The sequence below is a fragment of the Pedobacter polaris genome (assembly GCF_005116505.1).
Taxonomy (GTDB): Bacteria; Bacteroidota; Bacteroidia; order Sphingobacteriales; family Sphingobacteriaceae; genus Pedobacter; species Pedobacter polaris.
Genome location: NZ_SWBR01000002.1, coordinates 496,344 through 516,631, shown reverse-complemented (window position 1 = coordinate 516,631; position 20,288 = coordinate 496,344). Strand labels below are relative to the sequence as shown.

Here is a 20,288-nt window from a genome sequence, read left to right as displayed (position 1 = left end):
AGTTGATGGCTATGATGTTTAAGTCAAAGTCATAAACAACTAGGCTGTAAACTATTGACCATTAACTATCAACCAAGCTAATTATGTTTTTAAACGTTCATTCTCAATATAGCCTTCGTTACGGTACAATTGATATCAAAGAATTGATTGTTGAAGCGAGAGCGAAAAACGTACATCAAATGGTGTTAACGGATATTAACAACTCTACAGGTTGTATGGAATTTATTCGGCTTTGCCGTAAAGCAGCATTTGACCAAGAAGATGCGGATGGCAAACTAATTCCTGCTTATGATATTAAACCAATCATCGGAATAGAATTTAGACGAGATAACCAGCTTTTATACATCGGAATTGCCAAAAACAAAGAAGGAATGAAAGAGTTAAATGATTTTTTAACTCATCATAACCTTAATCAATTGCCTTTGCCAGATCAACCTTTTAGGTTTAACAATGCATTTGTGCTTTATCCGTATGGCAGTAAAATCGATTTAAGAGAAAATGAATATTTAGGAATTAGAGCCAATGAGCTCAATAAAATTGCTGGTAAACCATTACTAAATATCAAGGAAAAGCTAGTTGTTTTTCATCCGGTAACAGTTAAAAATAAACTTGAACATAGGTTGCATAAGTACTTAAGAGCTATTGGTTTAAGTACGGTTTTTGGAAAGCTTACAGAAAGCGATTTCTGCCAAGAAGACGAAATGCTAATAAGTGAAGATGAGTTGGTACAAAAGTTTGAAAACCATGAGTTTATTTTAGCAAATACTCAGCAACTTTTGGATAGTTGCTGTATGGGCGATTATACCTTTGGCAGAAAGAATAAGCATAATTTTAAAAATAGTCCTAAAGAAGATTTAGCGCTTTTAACAGAACTGGCTATGAAGGGTTTGGCTTATCGTTATGGAACGAACAATGTTGATGCTTTAGCAAGGGTAAATATGGAGCTCAAAGTTATTTATGAGCTTAATTTTTGTGCTTATTTTCTCATTACTTGGGATGTAGTTCGTTATGCAATGGAAGAAAAGGGTTATTACCACGTTGGCCGCGGTTCTGGAGCAAATAGTATTGTGGCTTATTGTCTTAAAATTACAGATGTAGATCCCATTGCATTAGACCTTTATTTTGAACGGTTTCTAAACCACAAACGAAGTTCACCACCAGATTTTGATATCGATTTTAGTTGGGATGAGCGTCCAGATATTCAGAACTACATATTTAAAAAATACCCTAATACTGCTTTATTAGGCACAATGAGTAGCTTTAAAGATAGAGCGATCATTAGGGAAATTGGTAAGGTGCTGGGCTTGCCCAAAAGCGAAATAGATAGTTTCACAGATCCTTCAAAGGGTCATCTTCATCGAAATAATCCCACTTTTAATAAAATACTGGCTATTACTGAGAAAATGAAGAATATGCCAAACCAACGTTCTATACACGCTGGCGGTATTTTAATTGGCGAGGAACCATTAACATATTACACAGCTTTAGATTTGCCGCCAAAAGGCTTACCTACTGTGCAATGGGATATGTATGAAGCAGAAGCCATTGGCCTTGATAAATACGATATCCTTAGTCAGAGAGGTATTGGTCATATTAGAGAAGCGGTTCAATTGGTATTAAAAAATAAAGATATATCAATTGACATACACGATTTTAAAACCTTTAAAACCGATCCAAAGCTAAATGCGCAATTGCGGGCCGGAACGCCTATTGGCTGCTTCTATATTGAATCTCCTGCAATGCGGCAATTACTTAAAAAACTTGAATGCGATAATTACAACACGCTAGTTGCTGCAAGCTCTATTATTAGGCCTGGTGTGGCAAGTTCTGGAATGATGAAAATGTATATTGAAAGTTATCATAATCCAAAAGGAGTGAGGTACTTATCTGAAGTGATGAAAGAGCAACTTGGAGAAACTTTTGGCATTATGGTTTATCAAGAAGATGTGATTAAGATTTGTTGCCATTACGCAGGTTTGGATTTAGCCGATGCCGATATTTTGAGACGTGGAATGAGTGGTAAATACAGAGCCAAGGATACAGAGTTTGACAAGTTATCTAAACGTTTTTTTACAACTGCAAAATCCTTAGGTAGAGATGAGGGAATTACCAAGGAAGTATGGCGACAGGTATCAAGTTTCGCCGGATTTAGCTTCTCCAAGGCCCATTCTGCAAGTTTCGCTGTAGAAAGTTATCAAAGTCTTTATCTCAAAACTTACCATCCTATGGAGTTTATGGTGGCTGTTTTGAACAATTATGGAGGGTTCTATCAACGTTGGGTGTATGTTCATGCTTTACAACAAACAGGTGCAAAAGTGAATTTGCCTTGTGTAAACTGCAGTTATGCTGTTGTAAATATCAAAGGTGATGAAGTCTATCTGGGTTTAATTGGTATTCAAGGTTTGGAGAATAAGCTGATTGAAATCATTCCGCAGGAACGGCAAACAAATGGAAATTATATCGATTTAGAAGATTTAATTAAGCGAACTTATCTTTCTCTAGAACAATCACTTATCTTAATAAGAATTGGTGCTTTACGCTTTACAGGTAAAAGCAAAAAAGAGCTGCTTTGGGAGGTACATAATTACCTAGGGAACAAGACTAAAATTATTGCAGGCAAAGAATTATTTCATCTGCCAACTAAGGAATATGTATTACCAAATTTAGATAATCATTTGATAGAGGATGCTTACCAGGAACTGGAATTGTTAGGATATCCAATTACCCTGAGTATGTTCGATTTACTTAAAACAGATTACCGTGGGGATGTTTTGGCTAAAGATTTAGAGCAATACGAAGGGAAAATAGTAAAAATGTTAGGCAACTTTGTCTGCGACAAAACTGTGCATACCATAAAAAATACGAAGATGTGGTTTGGTACCTTCATTGATAGTGAAGGAAACTTCTTTGATACCACGCATTTTCCGAATAGTTCACCTATTTATCCTTTTAGGGGGAAGGGCTGTTATTTAATTTTGGGTAAGGTTGTATTGGATTTTGGAGTACCCAGTATCGAGGTTATCAAGTTTGCTAAATTGCCAATTATGGATAATCCGGTGTTAATAACAGATAGTAAGCCGTTGAAACAAAAATTTACGTGAAAGCACCCCACATCGCTATTATAAACAAGTTCAGCAAGACGAATCCTGTATAAAAATACCCTTCAAAAAAAGGTTATCCCCAAGGCTAAAACTTTTCCACATTAAGGTGCATATTGACCGTTATTTTGTTAAATTCGCAAGGTTATAGTAAAACCTAATTTATTATTGCGAATAGCGATAAGGGTAAGCGTTTAACGCACAAAGCCCTACGCAAACGCAACAAACAAAAATTTATGGCAGAAGATTTAGAAAATCAAGAGAACGACAAAATCATTTCAATAAACATAGACGAGCAGATGAAATCTGCTTACATCGATTATTCGATGTCTGTTATTGTAAGTAGGGCTTTGCCTGATGTACGTGATGGGTTAAAGCCAGTACACCGCCGTGTTTTATACGGTATGTTAGACTTGGGTTTAGGTGCAGGAAAACCTTACAAAAAATCTGCACGTATTGTAGGAGAGGTGTTGGGTAAATATCACCCACATGGAGATTCGTCTGTATATATGACTATGGTGCGTATGGCTCAGGAGTGGAGCTTACGTTATTTAATGGTTGATGGACAAGGTAACTATGGTTCAATTGATGGAGACTCGCCAGCAGCAATGCGTTATACAGAGGCTCGTTTTCAAAAGATTGCAGAAGAAATGTTGGCCGATATCAACAAGGATACTGTAGATTTTCAGTTAAACTTTGATGATTCATTACAAGAACCAACTGTATTGCCTGCTAAGGTACCAAATCTGTTAATTAACGGTTCATCTGGTATTGCAGTAGGTATGGCAACAAATATGGCGCCGCATAACCTTACAGAGGTTATCAATGCTACTGTTGCTTACATCGAAAATAATGAAATTACCATACCTGAGTTAATGAAATATGTAAAAGGTCCTGATTTCCCGACAGGAGCTATTATTTATGGTTATGCAGGTGTACAAGAAGCTTTCGAAACAGGTAGAGGTCGTATTGTAATGCGTGCAAAAGCTGAAATCGAAACTATTAAAGATCGCGAAACAATTATTGTTACAGAAATTCCTTATCAGGTAAACAAGTCAATGATGATTGAGCGTACTGCTGAATTGGTTGGCGAGAAAAAACTAGAAGGTATTTCTAACATTAAAGACGAATCAAATAAAGATGGTATTCGTATCGTTTATGAAATTAAACGCGATGCGAATGCAAGCATTGTACTAAATAATTTATTTAAACAAACAGCTTTACAAACCTCATTTAGTGTAAACAATATTGCGTTGGTTCATGGCCGTCCGCAAATGTTAAATCTAAAAGACTTAATCCGTCATTTTGTTGACCACAGGCATGATGTAATTGTTCGTAGAACTAAGTTCGAGTTAGCGGAGGCTGAAAAACGTGCACATATTTTAGAAGGCTTATTAATTGCTTTAGATCATATTGAAGAAGTAATTAAATTAATTCGTGCTTCAAATACACCAGAAGAAGCTAGAGTTGGCTTAATGGAATCATTTGGTTTGAGTGATATCCAAGCTAGAGCGATCTTAGATATGACTTTACGTAGATTGACAGGTCTAGAACGTGATAAAATCAAAGATGAGTATGCAGAGTTGATGAAAACCATAGAGTATTTAAAATCTATCTTGGCTGATGAAACTTTACGTATGCAAATCATTAAAGATGAATTAGCTGAAATGCTTGATAAATATGGTGATGAACGTAGAACAACAATCGTTCACTCGGCAGAAGATATGAGCATGGAAGACTTCATAGAAGATGAAGAAGTTGTTATCACCATTTCACATGAAGGCTATATTAAACGTACACCAGCTTCAGAATACCGTACACAAGGTAGGGGTGGTAAAGGTTCAAAAGGAAGTGATTCAAGAAATGAAGACTTTATCGAACACTTATTAATTGCCTCTAACCACAATTACATGTTGTTCTTTACCGAAGCCGGACGTTGTTTCTGGTTAAGAGTTTACGAAATTCCAGAGGGAAGTAGATTAAGTAAAGGAAGAGCATTACAGAATATCATCAACATTCCTAAAGAAGAAAAAGTTAAAGCTTACATTAAAGTTAAAAACCTTAAGGATCAAGAATACTTAGAGAATAACTTTATTATTATGTGTACTAAAAAAGGTACTATTAAGAAAACTTCTTTAGAAGCTTACTCTCGTCCACGTGTTAATGGTATTAATGCAATAAACATTAATGAAGGTGATCAATTATTAGAAGCAAGTTTAACAACTGGAAGCAGTGAAATTGTAATGGCGTTACGTTCTGGAAGAGCAATTCGCTTTAACGAAAGTACAGTTAGACCAATGGGAAGAACTGCAACAGGAGTTAGAGGTGTTACTTTAGCACACGATAAAGATGAAGTTGTAGGTATGATTGCAATTGATGATCCTACGGCAACTGTATTGGTAGTTTCAGAAAAAGGTTATGGTAAACGTACTGATATTGATGATTATCGCGTTACAAATAGAGGAGGTAAAGGCGTTAAAACAATTAATGTTACTGAAAAAACTGGCGCACTAGTTGCTATTAAAAATGTAACAGATGCTGATGATTTAATGATCATTAATAAATCTGGTATAGTTATTAGGATTGTTGTTAGCGAATTGAGAGTAATGGGTAGAGCAACGCAAGGTGTTAGATTAATTACTTTAAAAGGAAATGATGAAATTGCATCGGTAGCAAAAATTGAGCATGAAGATGAGATTGACGAAGAGGAAGCAGAAATTGTTGAGGGCGAAGAAACTATAACAGAAGTAGAAGAGCCAACAAACGAAGCCCCTAAAGAAGATAACAATCCTGATACCGACGAAGAAAAAGAAGAGAATTAATATAATTTCGAAAAAAATAGAAACATGAAGTTATCATAATTTTACTAATTAGGTTTGGTAAACCTATGATAGCTTCACAACCATTAAAAACAAATAATATGAAAAAATTACTTTTAAGTATATTAATTGTAGGTAGTGCTACACTTGCAAATGCTCAAAAAAGTGAAGTAGCAGAAGCAAAAAAGAAGTGGGATATTTATGGCATTACTGCTAATAAACAAGCATTTGATAAGTCAATGACTGCTTTAAATTCTGGTTTAACAAATACAGATAATGCTATTGCGAATGAAAAATCTAAAATTTTACCAGATGCTTGGTCATACAGGGCTTTATTTGCATCTGCAATTGCATTAACAGATTCTGTTGATTTAGCCAATTCTATAGCTAAACAAAAAATTGCTGAAGAAGCAATAGAAAAAGCAAAAAGTTTAGATGCTAAAAATTCTGAAAAAGAGAATATCGATCTTGCAAAAATTAATATTCGTAATGCAATTAGTGCAAGAGCAATTAGAGCTTACAATAAAAAAGACTATAAAGCAGCGTTAAGTTCATTTAAAGAATTATTAGTACTAAATCCAAGTGATACGTCTACATACATGAATGCTGGTTTAGTTGCTAAAATGGATGGTAATTATGAAGAGTCGGTAAAAAACTTTAAAAAGATGATTGAATTTAATGTTCCTGATGCAAAGAACTATTATGCGGAAATTATAGGGATAACATTAACTAATCTAAAAGATACTACTGCTGGTTTGGGGATTATTAAAGAAGCCTTGGCAAAATACCCAAATGAAGGGGATTTTATAGCTGCTGAAACTGATATTTATATTGCCAAAGGTGATATTGCTAAATCACAAGAATCATTATCTAAGTTAATTGCTACTAATCCAAAAAATGCATTGTATCAGTATTTAATGGGTAATACTTATTTCAATAAAGCACTTTTTGTACAAAAAGAAAGAGATAAGCTTGATCAGAAAAAGGTTAAAGAATATAATGCTGAAACTGCTAAAGTAGTAGCCTTAATTGATCAATCAATTCCGTTCTATAAAAAGGCTTTAGAAATTGATGCCAATCATGCGCCAACCTTAGATATCTTAACTAAGATTTATGCTTTTAAAGGAGATACTAAAAGCTATGATGAGATTAAGAAAAGATTAGATGCTATACCAGCAAAAAATTAAAATCAATTACTTTAAAAAAAGGGATAATTTATTTATCCCTTTTTTTTTGAAAAATAATGAGTACCAGCAATAATGAAGACTAATTGTTCTATTCATTTTTGTTATTTTTGGATATCAAAAGCATCATAATGAACTTTAAGCATATATTAATTATTCTCCTTTTTTTTAGCGTTAAATCTATTGCTCAAAAATCTCAAGTTCAACTTGCCCAAAACAGTGTAGGTAAATTACAAGTAAGTATTGCAAATAAGGAAGATGTTAAAAAACAGCTCACTATAATAGGTGAGGGCATTAAGGCTATAGAATTAGCTCAAAGTGACAAGAAAACAAAAAACTGGCCAGAAACATGGGCTGTTAAAGCTTATTTGAGTTCATATATTGCTATAGTTGACAATGAAGCAAATGCTGATAAATATTATAGCCTAGCTGTTGAGGCTTTAGAAAAAGCAATTTCTTTAGACAAGTACCAGGCTAATTCTTCATTAATAAAAGCTGCAACTTACAATGTAAATATCAAAAAACAAACAGATGGCAATAAAGCATACCAACAAAATGATTTTACAAGCGCTTTCAACACGCTAAAACAAGTAAGTGACTATTTGCCAACTGATACAACTCTAGCAATAAACGTTGGAATATGTGCGCAGAATATCCAAGACTATAATGAGGCCTTAAATTATTTTAAAAGGGCTAAAGACAATGGAATTAAAAATCCAATAGTATTTCAAAGTATGGCAAATATCTATGCTTCAAAATTTGAAAGTGAATTGGCTATTAAAACCTTAGAGGATGGATTAAAAATTAATCCATACCATTCAAATTTAACAACAGATTATATTAATTTGCTATTAGATAATGAGAAATATGATAGAGCTGTTAAAATAATTGAGGGGTCAATTGCAACAGAAAAAAGAAGTAAATTGCTTTTATTCCTATATGGTTATTTACAGCAATCTCAATTAAAGAATGCCGGCACCGCAGAACTAGCTTATAAAAAAGCATTAGATATTGATCAAAACTATTTTGATGCACTATATCAACTAGGTTTGGTTTATGTTAATATTGCTAATGAATCATTAAAAGATAAAAACAAACAAAAATTTACATCCTATGTAAATCGTGCAGAATTTATTTTACAGCGTGCACATGAAATAAATCTGAACGACAGAAACACAATTCAATTGCTAATTGAAATTTATACCAGGAAGAATAGGTTGGATAAAGTTCAAGAATTAAAAAGAAAGCTTAACGAATTTTAATCATGATCTACATAGTAGAGGATATGTTTTAAATTATTACTTAACATAATGTTAATTATAAGACAATAATAAATGCGATGATTAACATGGCTTTGTGCATCATACTTATATATTTATTACTTTAGGCTAATAAAAACACCAAAATACATTTATGCATAATTATCGCTTCTCACTATTTCTAGTATCGGTTATTTAATTCATATCAATTCATATCAAATTAAAAAATACTGCTCAATTAACTATTTATAAAGATATTAAGTTGCAAATTGTGTATTTTTCAAATAAAGGTATTGAATTAGATAAAGAAGAAATTGTAATCAATAAAACTATTCAACCAGATCAAATTCTGCAGGTATCTAATAAGGTAAAACGTTATAAAAACACAAATTATAAAGTAAAATTGCTGTCAGCCACTACCGTCAATAAATAATTCATTTTTATTAAACTTATTTGCATTTATAGTTCTTTTTGCTAAATTTGTTAGTATTATGAAGAGAGCTGGGATTGCAGATTTACCTTTACATTACGGTTATGTACCATTATGGTTAGCCGAGCGGATGGGTAAATTAGGCTTAGCTATTACTGAAGAAATTATTGCAAATAACGGTAAAAATGATTTCTTAAGGCGGATGAGTGATCCTTTTTGGTTTCAAAGTCTTGGAGCTGTTATGGGAATGGATTGGCATTCATCTGGTATTACAACATCTGTTTTAGGAGCATTAAAAAGAAATATAAATCTACATACTAAAGAATTTGGTATTTACATTTGTGGTGGTAAAGGAAAACTTTCAACAAATACACCAAATGAAATTATTAAGTTTTCTGAAACAAATGGATTGGATGCTAACAGTCTTGTAAAATGTAGTAAACTAAGTGCAAAAGTTGACAATACAGCTGTTCAAGATGGATTTCAATTGTACCAACATAATTTTATTGTTAGTGATGAAGGTAACTGGACCGTTATTCAGCAAGGCATGAGTAATCAAAGTGCTACTGCTAGAAGATACCATTGGCATTCTTCTGCTTTAAAATCTTTTACAGAAGAGCCTCATACCTTTATTTATGGACAAAATTGTGGTAAAATTTTAAATTTAACTGATAAACAGGCAAGCCCACTTAAAAAATCAATGTTGAGTTTAACATCTGAGCATCCTGAAAAAATGATAGCTGAAATTAGGAAGTTGGTAATGCCCAATCATCATGATGTAAAAGCAAAAGATGTAGATTTAAAACGGCTGGGTGCTATTCTTTGGTTGGCTCAAGAAAACAACATATCAAATTTTGAAGAACTGCTGTTATTACAAGGCCTTGGGCCAAGAACATTGCAATCATTAGCATTGGTTAGTGAAGTTATTTATGGAAATCCGGCTAGATTCAAAGATCCAGCACGCTTTTCATTTGCCAATGGCGGTAAAGATGGTCACCCCTTCCCTGTTCCAGTTAATGTATATGATGAAACCATCAACACATTAAGGAATGCAATTGACAAATCAAAATTGGGAAATTCAGATAAAATAAACGCAATTAGATCTCTATCTCAAATTGCTGCAAAAGCAGAAGATAATTTTACACCAAATGAAAATCTAGATGAACTAATTGAGAAAGAAAGAACTAATTCTTGGAAATATGGAGGTAGAACTGTATTTGGTAAAGATAAAGCCCCTATTTCAAGTCAACTAAATTTATTCAATGATTAATTACGATAAAGTAACTATCCCTGAAGCAATTGTTATGCAGGAGGAATTTAGGAAACAACTTAAATTTAATATTCCAGACAAAACTAGCATCACCTCAATTGCAGGAGCAGATATATCATTTAATGCCAATAGTACACTCATGTATGCTGTTATTGTAATTTTAGGTTATCCAGATCTAAAATTGAAGTCTTATTCATTAGCAACTGCTGAAACACAATTTCCTTACGTTTCAGGTTTTTTGGGCTTTAGAGAAGTCCCAGCTTTGCTTCAGGCATGGAAACATATTGAAAACAAGCCAGATGTTGTGGTATTGGATGGACAAGGTTATCTTCATCCTCGAAGGATGGGTATCGCCTCTCACTTTGGAGTATTAACAAATCATCCAACTATCGGTTGTGCTAAAAGTTCGTTATATGGTTTTTATGAAGAACCATCGGTTTTGAAATTTGCTGCAAATCCTGTTTATGAGAAACGCTCAAATGAACATATTGGGTTTGCATTACGTACAAAAAATAACACAAAACCGGTGTATATTTCTCCAGGTTATGGTTTAACATTAAAGAAAAGTTTAGAAATTATGAAAAACTGCATTGGTAAATATCGAATTCCTGAGCCAACAAGAATTGCACATGAAATTGTAAATGAATTTAGGAATGGCAAATTAAAAGAAGGATTTAGTCAAGTTAATTCTCCTTTTGAATTATTTTAACCTTAAACTTATATTTTTATAGCAAATTGTAAAAAATGGACAACAAAAAATCGACCTTAGGCTTTATATTCATTACTATTTTAATTGACTGTATTGGTTTTGGAATAATTATTCCGGTTTTACCAGATTTAATAAAAGAACTTTCTGGTAGATCACTTGCAGAAGCAGCAGAATATGGTGGGTTATTATTAGTTGCTTATTCAATAGCACAGTTTGCTTTTTCGCCAATTGTTGGTGGCTTGAGTGATAAATACGGAAGGCGTCCGATATTATTGATATCTCTTTTAGGTTTAGGGATAGATTACATTTTCTTATCATTTGCTCCAACATTAGCTTGGCTATTTGTAGGTAGAGTAATTGCTGGTATTACTGGTGCCAGTTTTACTACAGCTATGGCATACATTGCAGATATTAGTACACCAGAAAAGAAAGCGCAAAATTTCGGAATGGTTGGTGTAGCATTTGGAATAGGATTTATTATAGGTCCGTTGCTTGGTGGCTTGGTTAGTAACATGGGACTTAGGGTGCCTTTTATGATTTCGGCTGGATTGGCATTATTAAACTGGCTTTATGGTTATTTTATTTTACCTGAATCGTTAGCCAAAGATAAGCGTAGAGAATTTTCTTGGAAAAGAGCAAATCCGATTGGAGCATTACAAAGTGTTTCAAAATACCCAGCAATTATTGGTTTAGTGGTTGCTTTATTATTACTTTTTATAGCAAGTCATTCTGTACAATCTAATTGGGGTTATTATGTGAAAGAAAAATTTAGCTGGGATCCAACTATGATTGGTTATTCATTAACTGTTGTTGGTATTGCCGTAGCTGTAGTACAAGGCGGCTTAATTCGAATTGTAATTCCGAAAATAGGCAGCAAAAATGCAATTATATTAGGTTTATCTCTTTATATAATTGGGTTTATGTGCTTTGCCTTCGCGCCAAATGGATTAATGATGATGATTTTTATTCTTCCCTATTGTTTGGCAGGAATTGGAAATCCAGCTATGCAAACCATCATTTCTAATCAGGTACCTGATAATGCCCAAGGAGAAATTCAGGGCATCGTAACAAGTATGCAAAGTGCGGGTGCAATATTAGGCCCATTTTCTATGGCTTACATTTTTGCACACTTTATAAATAAAGGTAATAATGTTTATTTTCCGGGAGCACCATTTATCTTTAGTGCAGTTTTAACTCTAATTGCTTTATTTATAGCAATTTCTGCATTACGAAAACACCATTAAAGTAGTTCGATAGCCAAGTTGGCCAACTCACTCCTCTCTCCTTTTTGAAGAGTGATATGAGCATACAGTGGATGCTTTTTAGCATTTTCAATTAGATAGGATAAACCATTACTTTCTGAATCAAGATAAGGGGTGTCAATTTGATAAATATCTCCTGTAAAAACAATCTTAGTATGTTCCCCTGCTCTCGAAATAATGGTTTTAATTTCATGTGGAGTAAGATTTTGAGCTTCATCAACTATAAAGTAGATTTTGGTAATGGTTCTGCCGCGGATATATGCTAGAGGAGCAATTTGAATTTTTTCTGTTCTGATCAGCTCATCAATTTTAAATTGCATCTTCTCATCATTCGCATATTGCTCTCTTATAAACCTTAAATTGTCCCATATTGGAGCCATGTAAGGATCAATTTTTTGCTTAACATCACCAGGTAAGAAACCTATATCCTTATTGCTTAAGGGAACAATTGGCCTTGTAATGTAAATTTGCCGAAAATCTTTTCTTTGTTCTAAAGCGCTTGCTAATGCCAAAAGGGTTTTGCCAGTTCCAGCATTACCCTGTATTGTTACCAGTTTAATGTCGGGATTTAATAAAGCATCAATAGCAAAAGATTGTTCTGCGTTACGTGGCTGAATATTAAACACCAAACCTTCATCAACTTTACGCAAACTTTTAGCAGTTTGATCATAAAAAGCAATTATACTTTTTTTCTTATTTCTAAGAATATAAAAATGATTTGAATCAGTATAAGGTAAATTTAGTTGAGTAGTTTCTATTGTAATACCTCGTTTTAGGGTATCAATAACTTTAGAATCAAAATCTGTTAATTCTGTCCTTCCTGTATATAATTCGTCAGCATTCTTGATTTTTCCAGTTTCATAATCCTCTGCATGTAGATCTAGCGACTTTGCTTTTAAACGCAAGCAAATATCTTTAGAAACTAAAATCACCTTACGTTTAGGATTTTCTTCTTTGAGTGCTAGTGCGGCGTTTAAAATTCGATTGTCAAATTTTCCCTCCCCAAATAATTTTTCTGCATTTATTTTTTTTGGATGCTCATCTAAAACAACCTTAAACTTTCCTAAACTATTTTTCTTTAACGTAAACCACTTGTTAATCAAATGATTTTTAGATGCCTGATCAATTAACCTTATAAAGTTACGAGCTTCGAAATTACGTGTATCATTACCGCTTTTAAAATTGTCTAATTCTTCTAAAACCAATACTGGTACTGCTACATCATGCTCCTGAAAGTTATTTACAGCATCGTGATCATATAAAATAACTGAAGTATCTAATACAAATATTTTTTTGGATGAATTTTTATCTTGAAGTTCTTTTTTTGCCATTGCACCTTAAAATTAGCATTTAGCAATTAAAGATTATAGTTTATTTGCTAAATCCCTATAAAAAGAAAAACGGAGACCCTCTTCTTGCGATTTGGTTTCTCCGTTTTAACCTTATTTTTAACCGTAATCAAAAATATGGCATCAATTGAATATACTTAACCTAATTCGTGGTCTGGTCTTCTTGCGAATTCCGAAACTCGTTTATAACCTATTCTATTATTGCGTTACTCCGTAAAATGCGGCAATTAAAATAGTGCCTAGTATTGCTTACAAATTAATTATGGGTTTTGCAGCCCTTAAGTTTTCTAAACTTATCCGCTCTTGCGAGTGATTGAGTTTGGTGACTTAATTTTTTACATGCTAACCATCTTGCGACTTCTTAATGTAAAACGATTTGCATTTCTCAATGCTCATCGAATTTGTTACCTCAAATTAATTATTGGTATTGAAACCTTAGTTGTTTTCAATTTATCTCCTCTTGCGAGTGATTGAATTTTCAGTTACTAATTTTTTACACACTAACAGTCTTGCGACTTCTTTATGTAAACCGATCTGCATTTTGCAATGCTTTTCGAATTTGATTTTTAAGCTTTGAATATTCCCAAAAATTTTAGCCTTGAGACTTCATTTTTGTTTTGGATTATTCTACCAGACTGTCAAAGTACTTCGTTATTGATATCATCTAAATTAGGACTTGAAGTGATACATGTCAAGAAAAATCGAATTATTTTTTTAACAAGTTATGAACCTTTTTTTACTGGTTATCAACACTTTGAATCTTGTAAACCCTAATTTCATTATGGCATTAGGCATTTAATACCTCAATTTGCTAAACATTATTAACATTTTAATACGCTCTACTTCTTCACATATATTTAATGTTTAGTAAACTTTATCAAATTAAATTCTGCTTATTTTTCTGCTTACTACTAATTTATTGAAATTTATATATACTAATTTGAAAGGATTTTAAGTGCTAAATATTGTAAATTTGAACCATGCTTAATCAGCCAATTAGAAATATACAGGATTTTTTGCTCAGTACTTATTTTGCAGATGGTTTACGTATTACAATTGGTGTACTTTGCCCCTCCCTTATCATGGCACAATTTGGGATGTTGCAATATGGAATGACCCTATCGTTAGGTGCACTTTGTATTAGTGTTGTAGACTCGCCAGGCCCTATTGTTCATCGTCGCAATGCGATGTTAATTACCACTGTACTTTTATTCATTATCTCTATTGTTGTAGGTTTAACCAACTTAAATATATATGTAACAGGTACATTATTAGTGCTTTGTAGCTTCTTCTTCTCCATGTTTTTTCTTTATGGTAATAGAGCTGCATCTGTAGGTACATCAGTTTTACTGATCATGGTTTTAAGCATCGATGATATTAGACCTTGGCGAGAAGTAATCTTTTATGCTTTACTAGTTTTAGCAGGTAGTATTTGGTATACTTTATTAAGCTACTTTGTTTACAGGCTACGCCCCTATCGTTTGGTACAACAAATGTTGAGTGATTCTATTTTAGAAGTGAGTACTTTTTTAAGAGCTAAGGCAAAATTTTATCATGAAAATACCGATTATGAAAAGAATTATACTGAATTATTACAATTACAGGTTCATGTACATGAAAAGCAAGATGAAGTACGTGATGTATTATTTAGAACAAGAGAAATTGTAAGAGAATCTACGCCAGAAGGAAGATTTTTATTGCTAGTTTTTGTTGATATGGTTGATTTATTTGAGCAAGTAATGTCTACCTATTACAATTACAAACAGTTACATGAACAGTTTGACTCATCTGGTATTTTACCTAGATATGAAAGGGTTATTAATCAAATCGCATCTTCATTAGATGAAATTGCGTTTGCACTTAAAAGTGGAGGAATTCCACATTTAGATTCAAGGCTAATTATAGGAGTAGAAAAACTTAAATATAAAATTACCCTTCTCGAAAAGAACCAAAATGAGAAATACAATACATTAGGCTTAATTGCGCTTAAAAACATTGAAGTAAATATTGAAAACATTGTTGGTAGAGTAAAAACAATTAACAGTTATTTTAATAAGAAAGAAAAGAAAAATCTAAAAAGTAGAGATATTGATGTAGAAAAGTTTGTAACTAAACAGAACATGGATGTTAAATTATTCTTTGATAATTTAACATTTAGCTCATCTACATTCAGACATTCGTTAAGGGTGGCTATTGTGATGTTAATAGGTTTTGTAGTTGCTAAAAGCCTGGATTTTGCACATAGCTATTGGATTCTACTAACTATTCTTGTAATTTCTAAACCTGGCTTTAGCTTAACTAAGGAGAGGAATATTCAACGTTTAATAGGCACTATTATAGGTGCTTTTATTGGTATGGGTATTCTTGTTTATATCCACGATAAGAACACGCTTTTTGTAATTCTATTGATCTGCATGATTGGAAGTTATAGTTTTCAACGTAAGAATTATGTGGTAAGCGTGCTTTTTATGACACCCTATATTCTAGTATTATTTGATTTTTTAGGCATGGGAAGCCTTTCTTTAGCTCGTGAAAGAATATACGACACACTAATAGGCTCTGGTATTGCCTTATTAGCTAGCTATTCTTTGTTTCCAAATTGGGAACATGAAAAATTGAAAGAGGCCATGATTGATACTATTAAAGCGAATAAGAACTATTTTGAACAAGTTACTTTGTTATATTTTGAACAAAATGTTAACCTTACTAATTATAAATTAGCAAGAAAAGAAGTTTATGTAAATTCATCGAATTTGTCTTCTCTTTTTCAAAGGATGTTTTCTGAACCTAAAAGCAAACAACTTCACATTAAAGAACTTCATCAGTTTACGGTTCTTAATCATTTGCTTTCCTCTTACATAGCTACTTTAGCTTTATATAATAAGGAACACTCTTTTGTATATTTAAATCATGAAGATTTAAAGCCTGTTTCAAAAAATACAATTTATCTACTCAGTCAGTCTTCGCAAAATTTAACTACCCACAATGATGATATCAGCAATGTACCGCTAATAAGACGAAAAAATATTAACGAATTAGCACTTGAAAATGAAAGTATGATTATAGCAGAACAATTTGATTCTATTCAAAAAGTAGCTTATGACATATTTAAGCTAACAGAAAAGCTGAAAATTTAAATAGCTTCATTACATTTTAATAAATGCTGAATAATTAAAATCCATTGCATTTAGTATTGTTTTCTTAGTATTTCAAACTTCTTAACCTTCAGTTTGTTAATTTATAAATAAAGAAAAATATTTATGAATAAGTTATATACTGCATCTGTTACCGCCCAAGGCGGAAGAGATGGACACATTAAATCTAGTGATGGAATTTTAGATTTCGAATTAAAAAGACCGAAAGAATTAGAAGGTCAGGGTGGCGCTACTAATCCTGAACAGTTATTTGCTGCAGCTTGGGGACCTTGTTACTTAGGTGCTTTAGGTAGTATAGCAGAATCTGAAGGGGTAGATGTAAGTGAAGCTACTGTTAATGTTCAAATATCATTTAACAAAGATGGAAAAGGATTTGCGCTTTCTGCAGATTTGGATGTTCATGTACCTGGTTTATCGCATGATGAAACACAAAGATTAGCTGATTTGGCACATAAAACATGTCCTTACTCTAAAGCAACTAGAGGCAATATTGAAGTTAGAGTAACGGCAGTATAAAGAATTATAAGCTGTGTTTAATAAAAAAGCTTCCTGAAGATCGGGAAGCTTTTTTTATTAGTTCAATTTAACCTTATATCTGCTCTACAATTATACAAAAACTTCTTTCTTGGTATTTTCTGGTCTACCATTTTTAAAGGCTTCTCTAGTTTTTAGACCTAACAATTCAAACATTGCCATATCATCTATAAAAGATGGATTTGGTGTAGTTAATAATTTATCACCAGCAAAAATAGAACTAGCTCCAGCCATAAAACAGAAAGCTTGCTCTAATGTGCTCATTTCATTTCTACCGGCACTTAAACGTACCACAGAATTTGGCATTACAATTCTAGCGGTAGCAATCATTCTAACCATATCCCAAATTGGTACTCTAGGTTGATCTTCTAAAGGAGTTCCTTTTACTGGTACCAATGCATTTACAGGAACAGATTCGGGATGTTGGGGCATATTAGCCAATGTTTGCAACATAGCAACTCTATCAGCTGGCGTTTCTCCTAAACCTATAATACCACCGCTACAAACCGTTAGTTTTGCTTTACGTACATTTTTTATAGTATTTAAACGATCATCATAGGTACGGGTTGAGATAATTCTTTTGTAATCCTCTTCAGAAGTATCAATGTTATGGTTGTAAGCATACAAACCAGCATCTGCTAAGCGTTGAGCTTGATTTTCTGTTAACATGCCTAATGTACAGCAAACCTCCATATCCATATCGTTAACAGCTTTAACCATTTCTATCACACGATCGAAATCACGGTTATCTCTAACCTCACGCCAAGCAGCTCCCATGCATAAACGAGACGCACCTCCTTCTTTTGCCTTAACCGCTGCACTTACAACCTGCCCAATTTGCATTAAAGGTTGTACTTCTAAATCCGTGTGGTAACGTGCCGCTTGTGGACAGTAAGAACAATCTTCTGCACAACCACCTGTTTTGATAGAAATTAATGAACTAATTTGTACTTCGTTATAATCTTTTTGCTCACGATGAATACTAGCAGCTTCATAAACTAAATCTAAAAATGGTTTATCATAAATAGCTTGTATTTCTTCTTTTGTCCAATCGTGTCTTAATGTTTGCATAGTTGAGTTATACGTTGTTAGTAATAAGTTTTAAGTTAATCTCGTCTTTATAAAAGCAGTTTGCTTGCTAAACCTAATAAAAGTAAAAATCCGAAAACGTCTGTAAATGTCGTAATAATTATAGAGGATGCAATGGCTGGATCAATACCAACTCGTTTTAAAATTAATGGAATACTAGAACCAGTAATACCAGCAATTACTAAATTCCCTGTCATGGCTAAAAAGATAACAAAACCTAACATAGGGTTGGCATCAAAAAAGTAAGCAAAAGCAAATACAATCAAACCCGTAACAGCACCATTAATTAAGCCTACAGTAAATTCTTTTAAAACAGTTCTATAAGCTTGATTATCAGTTAAATCGTTTAATGAAATACGCCTAACTGTTACAGCTAAAGCTTGCGTAGCCGCATTCCCCCCCATCCCTGCTATAATAACCATATATGCAGAGAGTACGGCTAAGTGATTTAATGTATTTTCATAATGACGAACAACTGCTGAAGCCAAAAAAGCCGTACCTAAATTGATAATTAACCAAGGTAAACGAGATTTTACCGCTTCTATCCAGTTACCACTTAGTTCTTCATCTTCAGAAACCCCAGATATTTTCAGGAAATCTTCTGTATTCTCATCTTCTAAAACATCAATTACATCATCAAAAGTAACACGTCCAAGTAAATGCATTTCATCATCTACAACCGGAATACTTGTTAAATTATATTGAGAAATTAGTTTAGCCACTTCTTCTTGATCGGTACCTGCTTTTACATAAACCACATCAGCATTAACCATATCTGTTATTTTGGCATTACCTTTAGCTTTAATAATGTCTTTTAAGGAAACAATACCTTTAAAAATATTATGGTCATCAACTACATTTACGGTGTAGAACTCTTCTATTTCTTCACTTTGACGTATGATTTCGTCAATTGCATCTTTCTTAGTCAGGTTAAGGTTAATTCGAATAACCTCAGTATTCATTAAACCGCCCGCAGTTTCCTCATCGTAACTTAATAAATTACGAATGCTCGATGCATCATCCTCACTTAAATCACCTAAAATCTCTTTTTGCTCGTGCTCCTCTAACTGCGAAATAATATCCGTCGCATCATCATAATCGAGTTCCTCAACAATTTCGGTTCTCTTGTCTGGATGTAGTTGTAGAAGTAATTCTTCAGGATGCGCCTCTTCATGCATTTCAGAAATTACTTCAGATGCAATTTCTATGTCGAGCAAATTGATGATTCGCTCTCTGTCTTCACTGCTAATACTCTCAAATAAAATAGCAATTTCAGACGCATGATATTCTGCCAGCGTAGCTTTAAGTTGTTCATTATCACCACTTATTGCTTGCTTTAGCTTAGAAACGTCTGTCTTATCTAAATCAAATGATTGCATATGCTACTAAGATAGAAATAATTTATTTTCAAAATGCCACAAAAAGCCATTTAGAATAGATATAAAAGGTTTTTTAACATTAGAAAAACAGTGTCAGTATTTTATGGCAATTGTAGTCCTTCTTTTCGTTGCTGCCGTGAAAAACGGCATACACTTCAATAAGGTTTATAGCACACAGGCAGTAGTCCTTTTGTACTTTCCGTTATTGCAAGGAGGAACAATATGGCAATCTTCTAGCTTAAAATATTTAGTCCTTAAAAAACAAATCAATTTTCTCCACAAGGGAATTCATATCTTTATTATGGTTAATTGTCTTATATAATTCAGCATTAATTGATTTATCGATCACAACACCGTCCCTAATTTTTAATAAATAAGGAAAACCAATTTTGTTTTTAACTTCATATAATGCAGTTGAAATATAAGAGTTATTAAAATCTGATACGGGTTTCCTACCATCTAAGAAAATGATATTTATCTCATTATCAAGTAATGGTAAAATTTTTTGCTCAATTAAATTTTGTATTGACCGCTTATTATTGTAACAAAAGAAATTACAGCCATTAATTTTTAATAAATATTCTTGATAAGCTTTTTTATATGCCTTATTAGTAAAATGTGTGTTAATTAAGGAAATAAAAACTATTGGAGAAATTAGAATAATTAATGGAATAGCAATAATAATTATTATCGTTACGATTAAAGTATCTTTTATAATTCTAGCAAATTTCATTGATAATAAATTATAGCA

General features: G+C 32.9%; 13 protein-coding genes. 9 read left to right on the top strand and 4 right to left on the bottom strand.

The window, feature by feature from the left end:
- The first annotated feature begins 83 nt into the window (after positions 1-83).
- The 7 genes from FA048_RS08415 (at position 84) to FA048_RS08385 (ending at position 12,013) form a co-directional block, all read left to right on the top strand.
- Entirely contained in the window at positions 84-3,101 is a 3,018-nt protein-coding gene (locus tag FA048_RS08415; protein ID WP_136839819.1) for a helix-hairpin-helix domain-containing protein, read from the top strand.
- Positions 3,102-3,334: 233 nt separating this feature from the next.
- Positions 3,335-5,920: a DNA gyrase subunit A gene (gene gyrA / locus FA048_RS08410; RefSeq protein ID WP_136839817.1), complete on the top strand. Its 2,586-nt coding sequence runs from the start codon at positions 3,335-3,337 to the stop codon at positions 5,918-5,920.
- A gap of 98 nt (positions 5,921-6,018) precedes the next feature.
- Entirely contained in the window at positions 6,019-7,104 is a 1,086-nt protein-coding gene (locus FA048_RS08405) for a tetratricopeptide repeat protein (RefSeq protein ID WP_136839816.1), read from the top strand.
- A 128-nt stretch (positions 7,105-7,232) separates the two neighbouring features.
- Positions 7,233-8,363 (top strand): tetratricopeptide repeat protein, encoded by a 1,131-nt coding sequence (locus tag FA048_RS08400; RefSeq protein ID WP_136839814.1) that lies wholly within the window; start codon positions 7,233-7,235, stop codon positions 8,361-8,363.
- Between the two features lie 488 nt (positions 8,364-8,851).
- Complete coding sequence (locus tag FA048_RS08395; RefSeq protein ID WP_136839812.1) at positions 8,852-10,060, top strand: DUF763 domain-containing protein; 1,209 nt, start codon at positions 8,852-8,854, stop codon at positions 10,058-10,060.
- On the top strand, positions 10,053-10,769 hold the full coding sequence (gene nfi / locus FA048_RS08390) for a deoxyribonuclease V (protein ID WP_225872518.1): 717 nt from the start codon (positions 10,053-10,055) through the stop codon (positions 10,767-10,769). Before FA048_RS08395 ends, nfi begins: the two co-directional genes overlap by 8 nt.
- Positions 10,770-10,804: 35 nt before the next feature.
- The gene (locus FA048_RS08385) at positions 10,805-12,013 is read left to right on the top strand and encodes a TCR/Tet family MFS transporter (protein ID WP_136839811.1); all 1,209 of its coding nucleotides are present in this window, start codon (positions 10,805-10,807) and stop codon (positions 12,011-12,013) included.
- Here the strand turns inward: FA048_RS08385 and FA048_RS08380 are convergent.
- Positions 12,010-13,362, bottom strand: a complete 1,353-nt coding sequence (locus FA048_RS08380) for a PhoH family protein (protein ID WP_136839809.1) — start codon at positions 13,360-13,362, stop codon at positions 12,010-12,012. The genes FA048_RS08385 and FA048_RS08380 overlap by 4 nt on opposite strands.
- 998 nt (positions 13,363-14,360) lie before the next feature.
- Between FA048_RS08380 and FA048_RS08375 the strand changes: the two genes are divergently transcribed.
- Both FA048_RS08375 and FA048_RS08370 read left to right on the top strand, forming a co-directional pair.
- Positions 14,361-16,517: an FUSC family protein gene (locus FA048_RS08375; RefSeq protein WP_136839808.1), complete on the top strand. Its 2,157-nt coding sequence runs from the start codon at positions 14,361-14,363 to the stop codon at positions 16,515-16,517.
- 123 nt (positions 16,518-16,640) lie between these two features.
- Complete coding sequence (locus tag FA048_RS08370) at positions 16,641-17,051, top strand: organic hydroperoxide resistance protein (protein WP_136839807.1); 411 nt, start codon at positions 16,641-16,643, stop codon at positions 17,049-17,051.
- 90 nt (positions 17,052-17,141) lie between these two features.
- Here FA048_RS08370 and bioB read toward each other — a convergent pair whose 3' ends face one another.
- The 3 genes from bioB to FA048_RS08355 form a co-directional block, all read right to left on the bottom strand.
- Positions 17,142-18,140 (bottom strand): biotin synthase BioB, encoded by a 999-nt coding sequence (gene bioB / locus FA048_RS08365; RefSeq protein WP_136839805.1) that lies wholly within the window; start codon positions 18,138-18,140, stop codon positions 17,142-17,144.
- A gap of 47 nt (positions 18,141-18,187) precedes the next feature.
- On the bottom strand, positions 18,188-19,537 hold the full coding sequence (gene mgtE / locus FA048_RS08360) for a magnesium transporter (protein WP_136839803.1): 1,350 nt from the start codon (positions 19,535-19,537) through the stop codon (positions 18,188-18,190).
- A 247-nt stretch (positions 19,538-19,784) separates the two neighbouring features.
- Positions 19,785-20,270 carry a hypothetical protein gene (locus tag FA048_RS08355; protein WP_136839802.1) on the bottom strand — a complete coding sequence of 162 codons (486 nt, stop codon included), beginning with the start codon at positions 20,268-20,270 and terminating at the stop codon, positions 19,785-19,787.
- Positions 20,271-20,288: the final 18 nt, after the last annotated feature.